This is a genomic window from Rhizobium sp. SL42 (assembly GCF_021729845.1).
Taxonomy (GTDB): Bacteria; Pseudomonadota; Alphaproteobacteria; order Rhizobiales; family Rhizobiaceae; genus Allorhizobium.
This window is the reverse complement of sequence record NZ_CP063397.1, coordinates 3,745,695-3,765,554: the sequence shown is the minus strand read 5'-3', so window position 1 is coordinate 3,765,554 and position 19,860 is coordinate 3,745,695. Positions and strand designations below refer to the sequence as shown.

Here is a 19,860-nt window from a genome sequence, read left to right as displayed (position 1 = left end):
GTTTGCCGCCCGCCTCTGGAGACAGGGGCGGGCGAATTCGTTTGGGGAGGCCCAATCGGGCTCACATGCTCAAGCGGCGATTGTGGGGCGCGCGGTTTGCGGGCCAGTTTGGCGGATGGCTGCGCGGCGATTGAGCTTGAAGCGCCCGACAAGAGCAGCAAGTTGGTCGGATCCTTCTGCCAGGGTATGGCTTATCGCCGTCGTTTCTTCGACCATGGCAGCATTCTGCTGGGTCATCTGATCGATTTCATGGACGGAGGAGCTGATTTCCTGAAGTCCGGTGGACTGTTCTCTTGCCGCATGCGCAATCGCATCGATGTTCTCGTTGATGCGGGCGACGAAATCGCCGATGCGATCGAGCGCGCTGCCGGTGTCTCCGACAAGTCGAACACCAGCTACGACCTCGTTTTCGGAATTTGAAATCAGCCCCTTGATTTCCCTTGCTGCCTGAGCCGAACGCTGGGCAAGTTCCCGCACTTCCTGCGCCACGACTGCAAAACCCTTACCCGCCTCGCCGGCGCGCGCCGCTTCGACGCCCGCATTCAATGCCAAGAGATTGGTCTGGAATGCGATGTCGTCGATGACGCCGATAATCTGGCTGATTTCCGTGGATGCCTTCTCGATTCTTTGCATCGCCGATATCGCTTGACGGACGATGGTGCCGGAGGATTCCGCGCAACTTTTCGCGTCCTTGACAAGAGAATGCGTGTCCTGCGTTCGTTCTGAGGATGTGCGTACGGTCGACGTCACCTGTTCCAAAGCTGCCGCGGTTTGTTCAAGGGCTGCAGCCTGCTGCTCGGTGCGCCGTGCCAGATTGTCCGCCGCATCGCGCATTTCCATGCCGTTGTCGCGCAGCGCATGTGTCTCTGACAGAACCTGTTCGAGCGTCCTCTGGAATTCGGCGATCGAATTGTTGAAGTCCATGCGCAATGGCTCGAAGCGTTCATCGAAATGTTGATCGATGGTCAACTGAATATTGCACTCTGCAAGGCGATGGAGGCCAGCGCCCAGATTATCCACAACCACCTGCAAGGTTTCAGCATCGGAAACGGTCCTTGCTTCCCGCATGGCCCGATCGGCCTCTGCGGCGTTGCGGGCGGCGGCAGCTTCCATTTCAAGCCTTTGCTTGTCGAGGCCCGCCTGACGGAATACCGCCAGCGCCGATGCGATGTCGCCAATTTCATCCTTGCGCCCGGAGTAGGGAACCGGTTGTGCAAGGTCTCCGGAAGCCATGGCTGTCATGTGCCGGCTGATGCGGTCCAGCGGTCGCAACGCGCGCCTGCGCACGAAGATCACAGATCCAACCGACATCAGGATCAGCAGAAGACCTGCTGAGATTTCGATGGCTTCCTTGCGGAAGGATTGCCGGGCTGCCGAGGATTCTATGTCCTTCAGATATGTGTCGGCAGATGTGACGAGCTCGCCTACGGCCGTCTCATGGGCGCGAAAGCTCTCGCGGAGTGCATTGAGTGTGGCGTGAACCGCGAGATCGTCACCTGCCTTCAGCGCCGGCAAATAGTCCGCGGTGACGACTTGCCAAAAGCGGTCGCCTTTCAGCAGAACATCGCTTTCCAGCTTATCTTTTAGAGACGTGGGCAAGGCGGATGATTTCCAGTAGCCCCTGCGGGTGGCATAGGCTTCGCGCAGGCTTTCGATCCGCCCAATATTGTCTGTTGCCGCGTCCGGATGGAGGGCGGCCTCTGTGGTAAGGGAATAGGTCTCCGTTAGGAACAACGGTGGTGGCAGGATGTCTGCGATGAGATCCTTGCCGTCGATGATCTGGTCATAAACCGGTCCGTTGACCTTGAGTGTTTCAAGGGTCAAGGTTGCAAGTCCTACCGTTGCGGTCAAACCTCCGGCCAAAGCTAACCCGGTCGCCGTGACGATATGAGAAATCTTAAGATGCATGCAGAAGCCATCCGAAATTGCAGCATCGCTGTTGCCCGAGCCGAATGGAACGGGCGTGCCATACCGGCGGATGCCTGTTTGTTGAAGACCGGGAGGTCAACGGAAACGGGAAGCGTCTCTGTCACCACCGGCACCCTCAAATTTAGTGATGGACTTTTACCGATGTGTTAACTTTGGTAGGGCTGCGACGAAAGTATTATGGTGCGGCTGCGTAAAATGGCTGAAGGCAAAAATAGCCCGGCGGGCGGGCCATTCCTGTAACTTCAGCCGGCGATATCGACTACGCCGCAATCTCCGGTTTCCGACGCAAAGGCCAGAAGCTTGCCGTTTGTACTCCAGCCCATGGAGGTGATTGCGCCCTTGCCGGGACGGCGCAACAGAGCTTCCTTGCCGTCGGAAATACGCACCGCAAGGATCATGCCGTCGACAAAGCCGATTGCGAGAACTTCTTCTGCCGGATGGAAGGAGACTTCCGTGACCATGATGTTGGAGCGGGTGCCGAGTTCGAGCGGCGCCTTGCCCATTGGTCCGTCCTTGCCGGAAAACGGCCAGACGATCGCAGCGGGTGCGCCCGATGAGGCCAGCCACTTGCCCTTGATCGACCACGACAGCGATTTCACCTTGGCCGGGTAGCCGGTCATGCGCATGTGACGGGTATCGGATGCCTTGCCGTCCAGCTTCCAGCCATGCAGCGCAGATTCCTGCATCGTGGTCACGACGAAGCGGCCATCGGGCGAGAAGGTGACCCCTGTATGGGCACCCTTCCAGTCCAGGTCGATCGGGGCGCCGGCGGTCCCGACCCAATGCAGCGTGACGCCATTGTAGCGGGCGGCGGCGATGCGCAGTCCCTTGGGCGCGAAATCAAGGCCTTCGACGGTGCGCTCTTCGGTGAATTCCTTCGATGTGCCATCAGCGAGACGAACGATGCTCGATTTGCCATGCGCATAGGCGACAGCACCCTGAGGGCCGGCGGCAACGACGGATATCCATTTGCGCGGCACATGGGCAAGTTCGGTGACGCTGCCGTCATGGCCGATGCGCAAGACGCGGCCGTCCTCTCCGCCGGTGACCAATGTCTGATTGGCATGATCCTTGATGCAGGCAAGCAGACCCTGATGGGCTTCCGTCACCTTCTCACCACCATCGAGCCGATGAATGGTGCCGCTGGCGGTTGCAAAGACAGGGATGTCACCGAGGAAATGGACTTTCAGCACATGACCGTCGATGTCGAGAGGCGCAACAGTCGGCATCAGGCAGAAGCCTCGCAAGCCTTGAAGCTGGCTTCGAGTTTCTCGCGGTCGAGATCCCGGCCGATGAAGACAAGGCGGCTTTCGCGCTTCTCGTTTTCCTTCCACGGGCGCTGATGGTCGCCTTCGATGATCATGTGCACGCCCTGAACGACATAACGTTCCTCGTCACCCTTGAAGGCGATGATACCCTTGAGGCGCAGGATGTTCGGGCCTTGCGTCTGGGTGACCTTCTGGATCCACGGGAAGAAGCGGTCCGGGTTCATCTCGCCACCGCGCAGGGAGACCGAAACCACGGTGACATCGTGGATCGCCGAGGGGGCGTGGTCGTGGTGATGATGCCCATGATCGTGGCCATGGTGGTCATGATCGTGATCGTGATGATGGTGATGGTCGTGGCCATGATCATGGCCGCAGTCGGGGCCGCAGACATGGTCGGGCGCATCGTGGTCGAGGAAATGCGGATCGTTTTCCAGGGCGCGGTCGAGATTGAAGGCGCCCTGGTCGAGGACCTTGGAGAGCTCGACGCCCGAGCGGGTTGTCGAATAGATCCGGGCCGAGGGGTTGATGGCGCGGACGATATGCTCAATCTGGTGCAGTTCGTCATGGCTGACGAGGTCAGCCTTGTTGATGACGACAACGTCGGCGAAGGCGATCTGGTCTTCCGCCTCGCGGCTGTCCTTCAGGCGCAACGGCAGGTGCTTGGCATCGACCAGTGCCACGACAGCGTCGAGCTCGGTCTTGGCGCGCACGTCGTCATCCATGAAGAAGGTCTGGGCGACCGGAACCGGATCGGCCAGGCCGGTGGTCTCGACGATGATGCCGTCAAAGCGGCCGGGACGGCGCATAAGACCCTCGACGACACGGATGAGGTCGCCGCGCACAGTGCAGCAAACGCAGCCATTGTTCATTTCGTAGATTTCTTCGTCCGACTCGACGATCAGGTCGTTGTCGATGCCGATCTCGCCGAACTCGTTGACGATGACCGCGTATTTCTTGCCGTGGTTTTCCGACAGGATACGATTGAGGAGCGTGGTCTTGCCGGCACCGAGATAACCGGTAAGCACGGTGACGGGAGTCGGCTTTGCAAGAGCTTCGGTCATGAAAACCTCGAACAGAGTGGATCGCCGCGGACTGCGGCATGTTATGGTGTTACCGTCATATAGGCTCTGGCGCGCGCCAGTTCAAAGGCTTTGTTGCCGGTTTTGCGGGTGGACACAACAATGGGAAAAAGATCCGCGCAGGACCAGTCTATTGGGACACGGATCTGTGGCTGATTTACAGGTTTGGCTTGAAATCGCTTACATCAAATGCGTGCATGTCCTGCAGCAATTCGACCAGTCCATTCACCGCATGAGACAGCAGTCTCTCGCCCTTGGCTGAGGTCGCTGCGCTGGCATTGCCGGCGATGCCCTGCGGGTTGAGGTCGGACATTTTCCAGCCGAAGGCATGGGGGCCGTAAGCTCGCAGGTGCTTGTAGCGCGCGGCAAAATCCGACTGGCGAGAGGGGAAGTCTGCCGCTTTCACCATGTCGACCAGGTCCGGCCGCAGGGCCAGCATGACCGAGGTTTCGATGTCGCCGCCATGGATGTCGATCGCTTTGGCTTCGGGGGCGACGACGTCTTCCGGAATGCCGAAGCGGGTCCAGCTGGTTGCGACGACGAGCATGTCGAAACGGACGCGTGCCTCTGTCGCGACGATGGTCAAAAGCGGTGAATTGCCGCCATGGGCGTTCAGCAGAACGAGTTTTCGGACACCCTGGGCATGCAGATCCGCGGCGATGGCAAGCCATCGGTTCACAGCCTCTTCGAAGGCGAGCGTCATGGTGCCCGAGACATCCATATGCTCGATCGAGTAGCCGACCGGCTCCACCGGCAGGACGGTGACGGGCAGGTTGGCGGGCAGGGCGGCTATCAGCCGGTCGACAATGCCCTGGGCGATGATCGTGTCGGTCTCGAAGGGCAGGTGCGGACCATGTTGTTCGGTCGCGCCGAGGGGCAGGACGGCGATCCAGGCGGCGCGCGCGGCCGGCGCCAGAAGCGGATCGTTATCCGTGAACAACGGCTTTGGCCTCGCCATCTGGCATCCCTTCATGATCTTCGTTATGACTTTCGCGCGCAGGTCGCACCGCTGCACCAAACCAGGGGCAGCAAGTAAGCGTCCGTCGAGAGGCGCGAGGGAGACTAATGGCGAAAAAGGACAAAAGCGACAAGGATCGCGGTGACAAAGGCGAGAAGAAGAAGGGATCGAAGAAGAAAGACTTTTCCCAGCCCGGTCTGCTTGCCGCTTCTGTTACCCAGGTTGCGCGCGCCATGCGCACGCGACTGTCGCACGGTCTTTCCGATAGCGGGCTCTATGCCGGCCAGGATGGCGTCGTGCAGCTGCTCGCCCAGGAAGACGGGCTGACGCCGGGCATGCTTGCTCAGCGGCTCGGGGTGAAGGCGCCGACGATGACCCGGACGATCGGACGCATGGAGGCTCAAGGCTTCGTCACACGCCAAGCGGACGAGCGCGACGCACGACTGACCAAGGTTTATCTCACGCAAGAGGGGCGCAGCAGCGTCGAGCGCATTGCTCTTGCGGCGGCCGATTGCGAGCGACAGGCAACGCTTGGCCTCTCCGGCAAGGAGGTCAAATCGCTGATCAAGCTGCTGATCAATGTCGAGGCCAATCTGTCGGAAAAGGTCGGCAATGTGCGGCTAGGTGCAGAACCGAATGAAGATGAAGATTGAAAAGATGATTTCAATTGTTTAATTAAACGGTTTAAGTCCGCGGGAGCGGCACTTGTTGCTTGCTGCGAGGGAGGATACGTGGCTCAAAAGGTGAAGCTTTCAACGATTGCCGAGAGCCTTGGGCTATCGACGGCGACCATTTCCCTTGCCTTGCGCGACAGTCCGCTGGTGGCAGTCGATACGCGCGAGAAGATCAAGGAGCAGGCCCGAACGCTCGGCTATATCTACAATCGTCGCGCCGCCAGCCTGCGCACGTCGCGATCCGGCATCATCGGCGTCGTGGTGCACGACATCATGAACCCGTTCTATGGCGAAATCCTCAAGGCGATCGAGACAGAACTCGACCGAAGCCGCCATACCTTCATTCTTTCCAACCACTACGATTCCGTCGACAAGCAGCGCATGTTCATCGAAACCCTGCTGCAGCTTGGCGGCGACGGCGTGATCATGTCGCCGGCCATCGGCACGCCACCGGAAGATGTCCAGCTTGCGGAAAACAACGGCATGCCGGCGATCTTCGTGGCGCGCTCGATGGAGGGCGTCGATGTGCCGATCTATCGCGGCGACGATACCTACGGGATCTCGCTTGCGACCAACCACCTGATCGGGCTCGGCCATCGCCACATCGCGATGATCGGCGGCACGGACCAGACCTCTACGGGTCGCGACCGCTACCAGGGCTACGTCAACGCGTTGCGCAAGGCCGGCATCGAGGTTGATACCAGCCTTCGCATCCCCGGCCCGCGTACCAAGCAGGGCGGTTTCGAAGCGGCGGTTCATTTCCTATCGCTGCCGCAGAAACCGACGGCTGCGGTGTGCTGGAACGATCTCGTTGCGATCGGCCTGATGAACGGCATCGCCCGCGCAGGCCTGATCCCGGGCCAGGATATATCCGTGACCGGTTACGACGATCTCGCGGAAGCCTCGATCGCGACACCATCCCTGACGACGGTCTGGAACGGACAGGCCGAAGTCGGACGACTTGCGGCGCGCGCGCTGCTCGACAAACTGGCCGGCAGCCACGAGCCTGACGGCATTCATCTGATCAAGCCGGAAATGCGGATCCGTCAATCGACCGCCCCCATCCGTCGCTGATCGAGCCAAGGAGATTGCCATGAGCGCCGAGCGCATTACCGTCCTCATCCCGGGACGCATCCACCCGCGTGCCCGCGCACGTCTTGCCGAACGCTTCGAACTTCTGGAGATAGCCAGCGCGGACCAGCCTGGCCTGACGCAGGAACAGGCGGCGAAAGTGCTTGGCGCCGCCGTATCAGGCCGGTTCCCGGCCAGTCTCATCAACATGCTTCCCAATCTCAAGGTGATTTCGAGTTTCGGCGTCGGGTATGACGGTGTGGATGTGCAGGCTGCTGCTGCTCGCGGCGTTGTCGTGACCAATACGCCTGACGTGCTGAACGATGAAGTGGCCGACACCGCGATTGCGCTTCTGCTCAATACCGTGCGGCGCCTGCCGGCTGCGGAAAATTATCTGCGCGCCGGTCGGTGGATGCAGGAGGGGCCGTTTGCCCTGTCACCGCTGTCGCTGAAAGGGCGACATGTCGGCATTCACGGGCTTGGGCGCATCGGTCTTGAGATCGCAGCCCGGCTCGAGCCGTTCAAGGTTAAGATCAGCTATCACACTCGCCGGCCGCGCAGTGATGTCGCCTATGGCTATCACGATACGCTGCTCGGTCTGGCATCGGCCGTCGATACCCTGATCTCGATCGTTCCGAAGACGCCTGAAACCGTTGGCGCGATCAATGCCGATGTGCTGAAAGCGCTGGGGTCGAATGGCGTTCTGATCAATGTCGGGCGTGGTACGACCGTCGACGAGCCTGCTCTGATCGCCGCGCTGCAGAACGGAACGATCGCGGCGGCAGGCCTCGATGTCTTTGCCGAGGAGCCGAAGGTTCCGGCGGCGTTGCTCGACCTCGAGAATGTCTCGCTGTTGCCGCATGTCGCATCGGCTTCCATTCCGACACGCAATGCGATGGCCGATCTTGTCGTCGACAACCTGTTTGCCTGGTGGGATGAGGGGCGGCCGTTGACACCCGTGCCCGAGACGCCCGCAAGGCCTGATCCGAGCCACTGACACGGCCTGTTCATCCAGCCTTCCGCAAGCTTCGGGGCGCATGTTTTCGAATGAGACATGCGGCTCCGACCTAGGAAGCTCTGATGAAGGCACATGCTTTTTCACTGACGGCAAGTCTTGGCCTCGCCGGCCTAGCCGTACTGGGTGTGGCGCAGTGGCAAGGCGATGAACCGGCCAGCGGTGCAGAGCTTGCAGATCCGATCATCGCGGGGACGATCCCGGCCCGTGCACCGAGCATGTCACCGGGCAGTATGCACGCGTCACCGCCGGCGGTATTTTCCATTTCGAACTTCGACCGGCAGACGGTCTGTCTGGTCGAGCGCGGCGCGACATTGACCAGTCGCAGCCGGGGATTTTTCGCGCCGCCGGATTGCGACAATGTTTGGCCGGGCCTGGCGCAGGTCGAAAACTGGACGCAGAACGACGACGGTACGGTGACGTTGACGAACGGCAACGGCGCGCTTGTGCTGACGCTGGTGCGCAGCAAGAGTTTTTCCTATGAGGTTGCAGATCCGGCCGGCGCCGATATCGCGCTTCTGATGCTGCCCTGACTTTTCTCAGCCGCGCGTGGCGACATAGGTCCTGACGGCATCGCCGAAACCTTCGAACAGGGCCCGCGAGGGCTTGTCGGTTTCGGCCCAGTATTCCGGATGCCATTGCACGCCGATGGCAAAGCCCTTGGCATCGATCACCGACACGGCCTCGATCGTCCCGTCTTCCGCCAGTGCTTCGACCTGCAGGCGGGGCGCGGTTCTGGATATCGCCTGACGGTGCAGGGAGTTGACCGGAACCGGGCCGGCGCCGAGATAGCGGGCGATGCAGGATCCTTCGGCAATGATCACATCCTGGCGGATGCTGTACATGACGTCCCGGTCTTGATGCTGCGGCTTGCGGTGGTCCCAGATGCCGGGTTGTTCCTGGATCTCCGAGGCAAGCGTGCCGCCGAGGGCGACGTTGAGTTCCTGGATGCCGCGACAGATCGCCAGCAGCGGAATGCCACGATCGATGGCGCGCCGGATCAGGGGCAGGGTGGTTGCGTCGCGCGCGGGGTCGAAGGGGCCATCGGCGTCGGTTGCCACGGCGCCGTAGAGCGAGGGGTGGACATTGGTTGCCGATCCCGAGACGATCACGCCATCGACGCGATCAAGGATGGCATCGGTATCATTACCGTCTTCAAACGCCGGAATGATGAAGGACATTACGTCTGCGACCTTCAATGCGGCGCTGACATACTGGTTCTGTGCGGCATGCCAGTTCGCGCCATCGAACTGGCGGATGTCGGCGGGTATGGCAACAATCGGCTTCGGCATGCGTATCTCCGGCAATCTTGGGCGGCGAATTCATGCGCTTTCTGCCCGGGGGAAGTCAAGTTGGCACGATTGCCCAAAATGACGGCGAAAGCAGGCTGGCGCGGTTTGATTTGCGGCGCGTGCCCATAGAATAGGCGAATAAAACCGGCATCTTACGGGCACATTCGCTCGAGCTTTGCAATAGTTCGAAAGACTAGAGCCGTTCGACTTGAAACGCTTTGGACAACATGGTTAGCTTCGCTACAGCTGCCGGGAGGGGAGCGTAAAAAACGCTGTGCCGGTGGAGCAACCACAATGGAGGAATTACGTGGATCGTCGTTCATTTATCAAGAAGGCAGGCGTTGCCAGTGCAGGCGCTGCTGCTTCAACCGTCCTTGCAGCACCGGCCATTGCGCAGGGGGCTGAAAAAATCACCTGGCGCCTGACGTCGTCCTTCCCGAAATCGCTTGATACGATCTATGGCGGTGCCGAAGATATCGCGGCGCGTGTAGCGGCTGCAACCGATGGCAATTTCACCATCCAGACCTTCGCGGCCGGTGAAATCGTGCCGGGCCTGCAAGCTGCCGATGCGGTGACCAACGGCACGGTCGAAATGTGCCATACCTGCTCGTACTACTATGTCGGCAAGGATCCGACATTCGCGATCGGCACCGCCATTCCGTTCGGCCTCAATGCCCGCCTGACCAATTCTTGGTTCTACGAAGGCAATGGCAACAAGCTGCTCAATGAGTTTTACGCCAAGCACAATCTCTACGGCATGATCGCCGGCAATACCGGCGCCCAGATGGGCGGCTGGTTCCGCAAGGAGATCAATACCGTCGACGACCTCAAGGGCGTCAAGATGCGCATCGCCGGTCTGGCTGGCAAGGTTGTCGAAAAGCTCGGCGCGGTGCCGCAGCAGATTGCCGGCGGCGACATCTATCCAGCGCTGGAAAAGGGCACGATCGATGCGGCTGAATGGGTCGGACCCTATGACGACCACAAGCTCGGCTTCTACAAGGTGGCGAAATACTACTACTACCCGGCCTTCTGGGAAGGCGGCCCGGTCATCCATGCCTTCGTCAATCTCGACAAGTGGAACGCCCTGCCGAAGCACTACCAGACCGTCCTGCAGGACGCCTGCTCGTTTGCCAATACCAACATGATGGCAAAGTATGACGCAAGGAACCCGATCGCGATCAAGCAATTGGTCGGTGAAGGTGCTGTCCTGCGGCCGTTTAGCCAGGAAATCCTCGAAGCCTGCTACAGTGCAGCCTTGGAAGTCTATGCTGAAATCTCGGCTGCGAACCCGGATTTCAAGAAGGTCTACGAAGACCAGGTCGCCTTCAAGCGCGAAGGTTATCTGTGGATGCAGCTGTCTGAATACACGTTCGACACGTTCATGATGATCCAGCAGCGCAACGGCAAGCTCTGAGCTTTCCGGTTCGATCATTGAAAAACCCCGGAAACTAAAAAGTTTCCGGGGTTTTTTGTTGCTTGCAATCCGCGACGATATCAATCCCGGCAGGTTGCCGGATTATTTGAATGCCGGCGGCTGGCTGAGATCCATGCCCGGTGCCGGGGTGATCGACGGCGCGGGAGACGTGCCGGTGCTGTCCAGCGGTGGCAGTCCGAGTGCCGGACCGTTGTTGCCGAAGGTGGGAATCTCGATCTTGATGGTGCTCGGGTCGATGGCCGGCCCTTTGTCGAGCCACATGGTGACCGAGGATGGCCAGAAGATAACGATGGCGACGAGGATCAGCTGCATGCCGAGCCACGGAATGGCGCCAAGGTAGATGTCCTTGGTCTTCACCGTTTTCGGCGCGATGGAGCGCAGGTAGAACAGGGCAAAACCGAAGGGTGGATGCATGAAGCTGGTCTGCATGTTGATGCAGATCAGAACGCCGAACCAGATCAGGTCAATGCCGAGCGATTCCGCCACCGGCGCCAGCATCGGGATGACGATGAAGGCGATCTCGAAGAAATCGAGGAAGAAGGCCAGGAAGAAAATGAAGATGTTGACGAAGATCAGGAATCCGACCGCGCCGCCTGGGACATGAGACAGAAGATGCTCGATCCACAGGCCGCCATCCATGCCCTGGAAGACAAGGCTGAAGCAGGTGGCGCCGACGAGGATGAAGACCACCATGGAGGTGATCTGCATGGTGGAATGCATGCCCTGGCGCACCAGGTCCCAGGTCAGGCGGCGGTGCATGGCGGCGAGCGCCATGGCGCCAACGACGCCCAGTGCCCCGGCTTCGGTCGGGGTGGCTAGGCCCATGAAAATAGTGCCGAGGACCAGGAAGATCAGCACGATCGACGGGATCATGCCCCAGAGCACCTTGATCACGAGAGCGGCATTCAGCTCGCCACGCGCTTCCGGGGGGAGGGCGGGCAAGTCCTTCGGACGGAAGATCGACATGGCCAGGATGAACAACATGAAGATCAGGACCTGGAGGATCGAAGGGCCGATCGCGCCGAGATACATGTCGCCGACCGAACGGCCGAGCTGGTCTGCGAGGACGATCAGGACGAGCGACGGCGGGATGACCTGCGTGATCGTGCCCGAGGCAGCAATGACACCCGTCGCAAGGCGCGGGCTATAGCCGTATTTCAGCATGATCGGCAGCGAGATCACGCCCATGGTGATGACGGATGCAGCGACGGTTCCGGTAATGGCGCCGAGGATCGCGCCGACCAGGATGACGGCATAGGCAAGGCCACCCGGGATCGCTCCGAACAGTTTGCCGGTGCCTTCGAGCAGATCCTCAGCGAGGCCGCATCGCTCCAGGATGGCCCCCATGAAGGTGAAAAACGGGATCGACAGCAGCAGGTCGTTGGAGACGATGCCGAAGATGCGCAACGGCAGCGCCTGCATAAAGGCGAATTCGAAGTGACCGGTCGCGATGCCCAGCAGACCGAATACGAGGCCGACGGCAGACAGCGAGAATGCAACTGGAAAACCGTAGAGCATGAAGATGATCATGCCCAGGAACATCAGTGGCGGCATTATCCCGAATTGAAACATGAGCGGCGTATCCCCCAGGACGTATCGTTATTATTGAAGTGGCTTTTCATAGGTCGTGTCGACCTGGAGGAGGCCGCGAAGGCCGGCTACGCGTTTGATCAGTTCGGAAAGCCCTTGCAAGGTCAGAAGGGCGAAGCCTGCGAAGATGATGAACTTGACCGGCCAGCGGATCAGGCCGCCCGAATTCGACGACACTTCACCCTGTACGAAGGACAGGTGGAAGACCGGCCAGGACAGCCATGCGAGGTAGGCGCAGGCGGGAAGCAGAAGGAAAATGATGCCGAAGACATCGATCCAGAGGCGTGTTCGATCCGATACGCTGCCATAAATCAGGTCCACGCGCACATGCTCGTTAAGCCGCAGCGTGTGTGAGGCGCCGATCAGAACGATGAAGGCGAATAGATACCACTGGATTTCCAGCCAGCCATTGGAGCTGTAATTGAAGGCGTATCGTATCAGCGCATTGCCGGCGCTGATCAGGCAGCACAGCAATACGAGATATCCGGCAAAGCGGCCAACGACTTCGCTGATCCTGTCGACGATCCGGCTGAAAGCCAATAATGGTCCCATCTTCATCTCCCTAGACTTGTCATCGTGCATAGAACATGCGCCAAGGGCACGCAACCGGGACCCCGGCATTGCAGGGGGAACGCGTACTAAAGTCCTATGCCTTTGGGTGGAGACGCGGACCGGCTGTCGGTTCCGGCACGATGCCTGCTGTCCACAGCCAGGGCGTGAATTGGCACTTGAACAATTTTAACATTTCCGGTTCCCTGACCTTAACAGGTTCTGCGTTAGCCATTTGCGCGCCACGTTCCGGCAGGGCAGGGTCTGCCGATCGAAATGCGTCGCTTTATTGTTTTGTTTCCAGCACATAATGCATCATCGCTGTTCGCGCGGCCTGTCAGACATATGAAAGAGATCTTGGTTGCCCAGTGACATTCGACGTCTAGCGTGCCCGGAGGGCAGATGACCAAGGTCGACGCGAAGCAGCGCGTGCCGACAGATGTCTATCTGTCTTTTGTCAGTTCCTTGTTCGACAACCGATCGACATTGTTCACCGGCATGGTCGTGCATATCGTGACCTTCGTTGCGGTCTATGTGCAGACCGGTGCGCCGTTCTACATTTTTCTGGCGTGCTGTTTCGCGTTCGTGTTCGCCAATCGGCTCTACTGGTTCTTCGAGTTCGACAAACTCGACAAAGCCAAGCTCAGCCGGGAAGAGATCGCGCGATGGGAGCGGCGCTATGTGCTGGGGGCTGCCTCGACAGCGGCTATTCTCGGTATTGGCAGCGGTTATGCCCTGCTGGCCTTCGAAGACACTTTTGCCGAGCTTGCCTGCATCGCGGTGACGATGGCGTCGATGGTGTCCGTCGTGGGTCGCAACTACGGATCGCGACTGGCTGTCGATCTGCAGACGCTGGCCTGTTGCGTGCCGATGATCATCGGCAGCCTTCTGGCGCATGACATGTTCAAGGCGTTGCTGGCGCTGATGCTCATTCCCTTCGGCCTGACCACACGGGCCATGGCCAATGGCGTGCGGGAGTTTCTCTACGACAATGTCATTGCGACACGGGAAATGGCGAAGATCGCCAATCGCTTCGACACGGCGCTGAGCAACATGACGCATGGCCTGCTGATGCTCGATCCGGACAACCGGATCGAGGTGATCAATCGCACGGCTTGCGACTTGCTGCACCTCGGTGAGCGCAGTCGGCTGCAGGGCTGCGATCTCGATGTGGCCCTGCGCTACGGCGTACGCCATACCTTTGTCGACGGCGCGATGTCGAACCTGCTGCAGAAGCAGTTGGCGCAGCTGATCCAGGGCACGACCAGCCGGGCGGTAATGCACTTTTCCGATGACCTCGTTCTGGAGTTTTCGGCGAGCAAGCGGGAAGAGGGCGGGGTTGTTCTGATTTTCGAGGATGTCACCGCGCGCGTCCGCGCCGATCGCAAGATCCTGCATATGGCGCGCTTTGATGCCCTGACCGGCCTGCCGCAGCGCGGCTATTTTGCCGAACTGGTGCGTGAAGGGCTTGAGCGCAAGGGCGACCATGGCGCGGATGTCGGCTTCATGATTGTCGATGTCGATGACTTCAAGCACGTGAACGACTTCAAGGGGCATCTCAACGGTGACCGCCTGCTGGTCGCAATCGGAACGCGCCTGACGGAGCTTGCCGACGGTCTGGCAGTGGTTGGTCATCTGGTCGGCGACCAGTTCGTACTTTTTTTCCCGAATGCCGGCGATCGACACGATCTGGAGGCGCTGATGCGGTCGCTGCATGGGAAGGCCGCCGGCCACTACGATGTCGAGGGCATGAAGCTGCCTGTCGCGTTTTCAGCCGGTGGCGCCGTCCTTGCGAGCGACGATCCGCGCCTGGAAGAGTGGCCGGTCAAAGTCGACATCGCGTTGTTCGAATCGAAGTCGCGCGCCAAGGGTCGCTTTACCCTGTTCGTCGAGGAAATGGATGCGCGCTACAATGAAGGCCAGCGACTGAAGGCCGACCTCAGGACCGCGATCGCCGAGCAGGCGATCACGGTCATGTACCAGCCGATGTATACGCCGGACGGCCGGGATGTGAAATGTTGCGAGGCGCTGGCCCGCTGGACGCATCCGGAAAAGGGGCCGATCGCGCCCAATGTCTTCATCCAGGTGGCCGAGGAAATGGGGCTGGTGGCCGAGATTACCCGGCAGGTGCTGCGGACTGCCTGTGTCGACTGCATGACCTGGCCCGAAGCCATTGCCGTCTCGGTCAATCTGTCCGTTCATGACCTGCGTGGAGAGGGTCTTGTCGATGTCGTCCAGGCAGTCCTCGCAGAGACGGGCCTGCCAACCCGCCGGCTGCATCTGGAGGTCACGGAAAGCAGCCTGATCGAGGAACTGTCGGCGGCGCGGGCGGTGCTGGACCAATTGCGATCCCTGGGGATCACGATTTCCATCGATGATTTCGGCACCGGCTTTTCCAGCCTCAGCTATCTCGACACATTGCCGATCGACATCGTCAAGATCGACCGGTCATTCGTTCGCGATATCGGCGACGATTCACGCCGGTTGAAGCTGCTGTGGGGAATTGTCAGTCTGGCGCGCGGGCTCGATATGAAGATCGTCGTCGAGGGGGTCGAAACGGTCGAGCAACTGGCCTTGCTGACGAAATACCACTGCGCAGACCTGATCCAGGGTTACGTCTATTCGATGCCGATATTTTCGCAAGCGGTGCCGCAACGGGTTCGCCAGGCGCAGAGCAAAGCTGGAAAAAGCAAAACCGACGTCGCCTGAATTAGGAGCGTCTACATTTCGAAATTCAGGGGTAACCTTGGTTCGCAGGTGGTTCCGGAATTTGGTCTCATCTGTGACCATTAAGCTTAACTATTTGAATCTTAATAATCTATTAATTCTTGGGGGAGCGGCCCGGTTTTCACCATGCTAGCGATTAACCAACTGTTAACCATAGTTGGATTGTTGCCATGGAATTGGAAGGCTTCCCCGAGAAGCTCATGCGGTATCTCGACCATATCGAGTACAGGCGAATCGAAAGCAGCGAGGACATGGCGGCGATCGAACAGCTGCGCTACAAGGCCTACAAGGCTGCGAATGTCCTGCCCGTGGCCGCACCCAGCATGATCGATGATGCCGATTTCGATGACCACGCCTATGTCTTCGGGGTGTATTATTTCGAGGAACTTGTCAGTACGATCCGACTGCATCATGTCACCCCGTTGCAGCGTTTGTCGCAATCGGCAGGCGTCTTCCCGGAGATCATGGAGGCCTATCTCGACGCGGGGCTGACGCTGATCGACCCGGCCCGGTTTGCCGTCGATCCCGATGTTGCGGCCGAGTTGCCAGTGCTGCCCTATCTGACGCTTCGCCCGAGCATCGTGGCTGCCGCCTATTTCAAGGCAAAGCTTGTCCTGCAGCATGTACGGCCTTCGCATGCCGCTTTCTACAAGCGTGTGTTCTACGCCGAGACCGTCGTCGAGCGGCGGATGACGGAGATCTACGGACTGGAACTGACGCTGATGGCGACGAACACGCATACGACCGGCGACAAGCTGCTCAGGCGGTATCCATTTTTCGATTCCGGCGTGCACGAGCGCCGTTTGATGTTCGGTCGGGGTGTGCGGCGGGAGATGCCGGCACCGCTGACGATCCTGCCGTCGGCGCGTCTTGTGGCGACCGGCAAGATCAGTGGCGCTGTTGCCGGTCTTGATTATTAATCAAGGTGGCTGTGTGCAGATTGCACTCGCTGATGCCTTTGTGTATTCGAAGAAAGACTGACTTGGCCGGAATCGGGCCGGTGCGCATGCGAGCACCTGACCGCGCCAGCCTCCAGAGCCTTTAGATTGGGAGACAGAGCATGAGCGAACATCATTCCGGTCCGGTCGAAACCGGTGCTCCGATGAACTATGCCGAGCACGAGAAGACCTATGAAATGTTTCTTGCCGCGACCAAGTTCGGCACGATCATTCTGACCACCCTGATGATTGCGATGGGCATCGGATTCTTCACGAGCGCCGGCCTGATCGGCGGATTCCTGGCATGGGTCGCGTTGAGCGCGGCTGGCGTTGTCCTGATGCGCTAAGGCAAAATCGGAGATTTTTCGCCCGTTGATGCTTCAAAAATAACCGCTGGTCGCGCCTCGAGATGGGCAGGGACCAGCGGTTTTTTTGTGCGCGCAGCCAGTATGTTCGACTGATGCGTTCGCCGGCTATCCGGCAGCAACAAAAAAGCGGTGAGGGATGCTCACCGCTTTCATCACCAACCGTTGCTGCTGATATCAGCTTGCGACGCGGGTTCGGGCAAGGCCCTGCTTGGCAGGATCGTATTTCGGATCGAGCTGCAACGCGTGCGAATAGGACTTTGCCGCACGAGCCTTGTCGCCACGACGCTCATAGATCAGCGCCTGATTGGCCCAGCTCTCGGCCAGTTTGTTGTTCAACTCGATCGCCAGGTTGAAGTCCGCGAAAGCGTTTTCGTCGTTGTTCAGCGCCACATAGGACACGCCGCGGCCATTGTATGGCTCAGGCGCGCGGGGCGACATCGAAATGGCCTTGGAGAAGTCGTCGATCGCCTTGGCGTGGTCGCCGCGCAGCTGATAGATCAGGCCGCGATTGTGATAGGCGCGGCCATCGGTCGTGTCGAGCTGGATCGCGCGGTTGAAATCGCCGAAGGCTTCATCGACGCGGCCGGCCTGGCGGTAGATATTGCCGCGGCCGATATAGGCGACATCGTAGTTCGGATTGATCTTCAGCGCCGCATTGTAGTCGGCGGCTGCTTCGACCGGCTTGCCCATGTTGCGATAGACGAGGGCACGGTTGGCATAGGCCTGATAGAAACTCGGATTGAGCTGCAGGGCCGTGTTGAAATCGTCGATGGCGCGCTTGAAGTCACCAGAGCGACCATAGGCGGATCCACGGACGTTGTAGCCTTCCGGATCACGCGGGTTGGACTGGATGACGCTGGACAGCGAGGCAATGTTTTCCTCGGAACCCTGGGCGCGGTCGAGCGTGATCACGTCGGTCGATTCGTTGGTCGTCGCGCACCCTGCCAGGGACAGAAGTGCAATCACGGCTGCTGCGGAAACATAACGTCTCCTGCGATCGGCGGTGAGGGCGGTCGAAAAGACGGTGGTCTCGGTCATGATTGCTAGTCGTCCAGCCGCTGGGCGCAGGCGAACCTGACGGGCAGCGTTAAGTTGAGTTACATATCAAAAGAGCGGCGGCGAACTGCTTCGCCCCCGCCCTCATTTCACAGGAAAACGTCTAAATCGGGGCCGATTAACGGGCAGCCGGACGAGCCGGAGCGGCAATCAGGCCTTCGCGCTGCATGCGCTTGCGTGCCAGCTTGCGAACGCGACGAACGGCTTCAGCCTTCTCGCGAGCACGCTTCTGCGACGGCTTCTCGTAGAAGTCGCGCATCTTCATTTCACGGAAGATGCCTTCGCGCTGCATTTTCTTCTTGAGAGCGCGGAGCGCCTGATCAACGTTGTTGTCGCGGACAAGTACCTGCACGTCTATCCCGTTCCTTTGGTTCTTTGAGTTGTCATTCCGCCGACAGAAGATCCGTCACCGGAAAAAGCAATGAGTTCCGCGGGCCTTTGAGCCCGACGATTAGCGAGGGCAATTAACAGATCGCTTCACCGAAGTCCATATGGCGCAAGCGTTCCAGTCAATATATTTTGGCACAAGGCAGGGCATTGGCGGCCGTGTCGAAAGCTGAGCCTCTATGCGTCGCAAAACGGACGTCATGACGCATATTGATTTGCGACAGCTATCGTCCTACCCAGATGCCTGAACCACAGGAGTTTAAGGCGAATGCGCAAATATTCGGTCTTTGCCGTTGTCCGCGAGGCAATGCGTGCCCACAAGGGATGGGAGGCTCAGTGGACCTCTCCCGAACCCCGGCAATCCTACGACGTGATCATCATCGGTGCCGGTGGCCATGGCCTCGGCGCGGCCTACTATCTGGCCAAGGAGCACGGCATCACCAATGTCGCGGTGATCGAGAAGGGTTGGCTGGGCGGTGGCAATACCGGCCGCAACACGACGATCATCCGGTCCAACTATCTCTATGAAGAGAGCATGGACATCTACGAGCATTCGCTGAAGCTCTGGGAGGGACTCAGCCAGGATCTCAACTACAATGTCATGTATTCGCCGCGCGGCGTGATGATGCTGTCGCACAATGTGCATGACCAGCAGTCGTTCAAGCGCCATGTGAATGCCAACAATCTCTATGGCATCGACAATGAGTGGCTGACGCCGGAGCAGGCCAAGGCTTTCTGTCCGCCGCTCGACATCTCGAAGACCGCGCGTTACGCGATCAATGGTGCCGCACTCCAGCGTCGCGGCGGCACGGCCCGCCATGACGCGGTTGCCTGGGGTTTTGCCCGTGCGGCGTCCGATCGTGGCGTGCATATTATCCAGAACTGCGAAGTGACCGGCATTCGCCGTGGTCCGAACGGTGAAGTCACGGGCGTCGACACGACCAAGGGCTTTATCGGCGCGAAAAAGGTCGGCGTATCCGCTGCAGGCCATTCCTCCGTCGTCATGGGCATGGCGGGCGTGCGTCTTCCGGTGCATTCGACGCCGCTGCAGGCGCTGGTTTCCGAGCCGATGAAGCCGATCTTCCCCTGCGTGGTCATGTCGAACACCGTGCATGCCTATATCTCGCAGTCGGACAAGGGCGAACTGGTCATCGGTGCCGGCACCGACCAGTACAATTCCTACAGCCAGACCGGCGGCATGCAGATCATCACCCATACGCTCGACGCCATCTGCGAACTTTTCCCGATGTTCCGTCGTGTGAAGATGATGCGCCAGTGGGGCGGGATCACCGACAACACGGCGGATCGTTCGCCGATCCAGAGCGTCACACCGGTTCAGAACCTGTTCGTCAACGCAGGCTGGGGAACCGGAGGCTTCAAGGCGACACCGGGTTCGGCCAATCTGTTTGCGCATCTTATCGCCAAGGGCGAGCCGCATCGTCTGGCCCAGGGCCTGACGCTCGATCGCTTCCGCACCGGCCGCCTGATCGACGAGGCAGCCGCTGCTGCCGTTGCTCACTGATT

At 59.6% G+C, this 19,860-nt stretch carries 18 protein-coding genes; 9 read left to right on the top strand and 9 right to left on the bottom strand.

Features of this window, described 5'->3' with window-relative positions; translation table 11 throughout:
• Positions 1-69: 69 nt before the first annotated feature.
• From IM739_RS17770 to IM739_RS17755, 4 genes are all read right to left on the bottom strand, one after another.
• The gene (locus IM739_RS17770) at positions 70-1,824 is read right to left on the bottom strand and encodes a methyl-accepting chemotaxis protein (RefSeq protein ID WP_237368993.1); all 1,755 of its coding nucleotides are present in this window, start codon (positions 1,822-1,824) and stop codon (positions 70-72) included.
• 347 nt (positions 1,825-2,171) lie between these two features.
• Complete coding sequence (locus IM739_RS17765; RefSeq protein ID WP_237368992.1) at positions 2,172-3,158, bottom strand: WD40 repeat domain-containing protein; 987 nt, start codon at positions 3,156-3,158, stop codon at positions 2,172-2,174.
• On the bottom strand, positions 3,158-4,258 hold the full coding sequence (locus IM739_RS17760; protein ID WP_237368991.1) for a CobW family GTP-binding protein: 1,101 nt from the start codon (positions 4,256-4,258) through the stop codon (positions 3,158-3,160). Before IM739_RS17760 ends, IM739_RS17765 begins: the two co-directional genes overlap by 1 nt.
• A 175-nt stretch (positions 4,259-4,433) precedes the next feature.
• Complete coding sequence (locus IM739_RS17755; protein ID WP_237368990.1) at positions 4,434-5,234, bottom strand: creatininase family protein; 801 nt, start codon at positions 5,232-5,234, stop codon at positions 4,434-4,436.
• A 107-nt stretch (positions 5,235-5,341) separates the two neighbouring features.
• On the opposite strand from IM739_RS17755, the gene IM739_RS17750 reads away from it, so the two are divergent.
• The 4 genes from IM739_RS17750 (at position 5,342) to IM739_RS17735 (ending at position 8,527) form a co-directional block, all read left to right on the top strand.
• Positions 5,342-5,887: a MarR family winged helix-turn-helix transcriptional regulator gene (locus IM739_RS17750; RefSeq protein WP_237368989.1), complete on the top strand. Its 546-nt coding sequence runs from the start codon at positions 5,342-5,344 to the stop codon at positions 5,885-5,887.
• Between the two features lie 78 nt (positions 5,888-5,965).
• A complete protein-coding gene (locus tag IM739_RS17745) occupies positions 5,966-6,982 on the top strand; it encodes a LacI family DNA-binding transcriptional regulator (protein ID WP_237368988.1) in 1,017 nt (338 codons plus the stop codon).
• 19 nt (positions 6,983-7,001) lie between these two features.
• Positions 7,002-7,976 carry a 2-hydroxyacid dehydrogenase gene (locus IM739_RS17740; protein ID WP_237368987.1) on the top strand — a complete coding sequence of 325 codons (975 nt, stop codon included), beginning with the start codon at positions 7,002-7,004 and terminating at the stop codon, positions 7,974-7,976.
• Between the two features lie 83 nt (positions 7,977-8,059).
• Positions 8,060-8,527 carry a hypothetical protein gene (locus IM739_RS17735; RefSeq protein ID WP_237368986.1) on the top strand — a complete coding sequence of 156 codons (468 nt, stop codon included), beginning with the start codon at positions 8,060-8,062 and terminating at the stop codon, positions 8,525-8,527.
• A 6-nt stretch (positions 8,528-8,533) separates the two neighbouring features.
• On the opposite strand, the gene IM739_RS17730 is transcribed toward IM739_RS17735, so the two are convergent.
• The gene (locus tag IM739_RS17730; RefSeq protein ID WP_237368985.1) at positions 8,534-9,286 is read right to left on the bottom strand and encodes a gamma-glutamyl-gamma-aminobutyrate hydrolase family protein; all 753 of its coding nucleotides are present in this window, start codon (positions 9,284-9,286) and stop codon (positions 8,534-8,536) included.
• Positions 9,287-9,593: 307 nt separating this feature from the next.
• Here IM739_RS17730 and IM739_RS17725 point away from each other — a divergent pair, with 307 nt between their 5' ends.
• Positions 9,594-10,700, top strand: a complete 1,107-nt coding sequence (locus IM739_RS17725) for a TRAP transporter substrate-binding protein (protein ID WP_237368984.1) — start codon at positions 9,594-9,596, stop codon at positions 10,698-10,700.
• A gap of 102 nt (positions 10,701-10,802) precedes the next feature.
• On the opposite strand, the gene IM739_RS17720 is transcribed toward IM739_RS17725, so the two are convergent.
• Together IM739_RS17720 and IM739_RS17715 are read right to left on the bottom strand one after the other, a co-directional pair.
• Positions 10,803-12,293 (bottom strand): TRAP transporter large permease, encoded by a 1,491-nt coding sequence (locus tag IM739_RS17720; protein ID WP_237368983.1) that lies wholly within the window; start codon positions 12,291-12,293, stop codon positions 10,803-10,805.
• A 30-nt stretch (positions 12,294-12,323) separates the two neighbouring features.
• Entirely contained in the window at positions 12,324-12,863 is a 540-nt protein-coding gene (locus tag IM739_RS17715) for a TRAP transporter small permease subunit (RefSeq protein ID WP_237368982.1), read from the bottom strand.
• Between the two features lie 399 nt (positions 12,864-13,262).
• Between IM739_RS17715 and IM739_RS17710 the strand changes: the two genes are divergently transcribed.
• The 3 genes from IM739_RS17710 to IM739_RS17700 all read left to right on the top strand — a co-directional run bounded on the left by IM739_RS17710 (position 13,263) and on the right by IM739_RS17700 (position 16,872).
• Entirely contained in the window at positions 13,263-15,569 is a 2,307-nt protein-coding gene (locus IM739_RS17710) for a putative bifunctional diguanylate cyclase/phosphodiesterase (RefSeq protein WP_237368981.1), read from the top strand.
• Between the two features lie 188 nt (positions 15,570-15,757).
• Positions 15,758-16,507: an N-acyl amino acid synthase FeeM domain-containing protein gene (locus tag IM739_RS17705; protein ID WP_237368980.1), complete on the top strand. Its 750-nt coding sequence runs from the start codon at positions 15,758-15,760 to the stop codon at positions 16,505-16,507.
• A 140-nt stretch (positions 16,508-16,647) separates the two neighbouring features.
• Positions 16,648-16,872, top strand: a complete 225-nt coding sequence (locus IM739_RS17700) for an aa3-type cytochrome c oxidase subunit IV (protein WP_237368979.1) — start codon at positions 16,648-16,650, stop codon at positions 16,870-16,872.
• A gap of 195 nt (positions 16,873-17,067) precedes the next feature.
• Here IM739_RS17700 and IM739_RS17695 read toward each other — a convergent pair whose 3' ends face one another.
• Positions 17,068-17,931, bottom strand: a complete 864-nt coding sequence (locus IM739_RS17695) for a tetratricopeptide repeat protein (protein ID WP_442981056.1) — start codon at positions 17,929-17,931, stop codon at positions 17,068-17,070.
• A gap of 136 nt (positions 17,932-18,067) precedes the next feature.
• Positions 18,068-18,301, bottom strand: coding sequence for a 30S ribosomal protein S21 (rpsU, locus tag IM739_RS17690; RefSeq protein WP_237368978.1), 234 nt, complete (start codon positions 18,299-18,301; stop codon positions 18,068-18,070).
• A 303-nt stretch (positions 18,302-18,604) separates the two neighbouring features.
• Here rpsU and IM739_RS17685 point away from each other — a divergent pair, with 303 nt between their 5' ends.
• Positions 18,605-19,858, top strand: a complete 1,254-nt coding sequence (locus IM739_RS17685) for a sarcosine oxidase subunit beta family protein (RefSeq protein WP_113142182.1) — start codon at positions 18,605-18,607, stop codon at positions 19,856-19,858.
• Positions 19,859-19,860 lie beyond the last annotated feature (2 nt).

Excerpts from the sequence above, each read along its gene's own strand:
- IM739_RS17700 (WP_237368979.1), top strand. The coding sequence starts at position 16,648 with ATGAGCGAACATCATTCCGGTCCGGTCGAAACCGGTGCTCCGATGAAC.
- IM739_RS17705 (WP_237368980.1), top strand. The coding sequence starts at position 15,758 with ATGGAATTGGAAGGCTTCCCCGAGAAGCTCATGCGGTATCTCGACCAT.
- IM739_RS17715 (WP_237368982.1), bottom strand. The coding sequence starts at position 12,863 with ATGGGACCATTATTGGCTTTCAGCCGGATCGTCGACAGGATCAGCGAA.
- IM739_RS17735 (WP_237368986.1), top strand. The coding sequence starts at position 8,060 with ATGAAGGCACATGCTTTTTCACTGACGGCAAGTCTTGGCCTCGCCGGC.
- IM739_RS17760 (WP_237368991.1), bottom strand. The coding sequence starts at position 4,258 with ATGACCGAAGCTCTTGCAAAGCCGACTCCCGTCACCGTGCTTACCGGT.
- IM739_RS17695 (WP_442981056.1), bottom strand. The coding sequence starts at position 17,931 with ATGACCGAGACCACCGTCTTTTCGACCGCCCTCACCGCCGATCGCAGG.
- IM739_RS17710 (WP_237368981.1), top strand. The coding sequence starts at position 13,263 with ATGACCAAGGTCGACGCGAAGCAGCGCGTGCCGACAGATGTCTATCTG.
- IM739_RS17720 (WP_237368983.1), bottom strand. The coding sequence starts at position 12,293 with ATGTTTCAATTCGGGATAATGCCGCCACTGATGTTCCTGGGCATGATC.
- IM739_RS17740 (WP_237368987.1), top strand. The coding sequence starts at position 7,002 with ATGAGCGCCGAGCGCATTACCGTCCTCATCCCGGGACGCATCCACCCG.
- IM739_RS17755 (WP_237368990.1), bottom strand. The coding sequence starts at position 5,234 with ATGGCGAGGCCAAAGCCGTTGTTCACGGATAACGATCCGCTTCTGGCG.
- IM739_RS17750 (WP_237368989.1), top strand. The coding sequence starts at position 5,342 with ATGGCGAAAAAGGACAAAAGCGACAAGGATCGCGGTGACAAAGGCGAG.
- IM739_RS17730 (WP_237368985.1), bottom strand. The coding sequence starts at position 9,286 with ATGCCGAAGCCGATTGTTGCCATACCCGCCGACATCCGCCAGTTCGAT.
- IM739_RS17765 (WP_237368992.1), bottom strand. The coding sequence starts at position 3,158 with ATGCCGACTGTTGCGCCTCTCGACATCGACGGTCATGTGCTGAAAGTC.
- IM739_RS17685 (WP_113142182.1), top strand. The coding sequence starts at position 18,605 with ATGCGCAAATATTCGGTCTTTGCCGTTGTCCGCGAGGCAATGCGTGCC.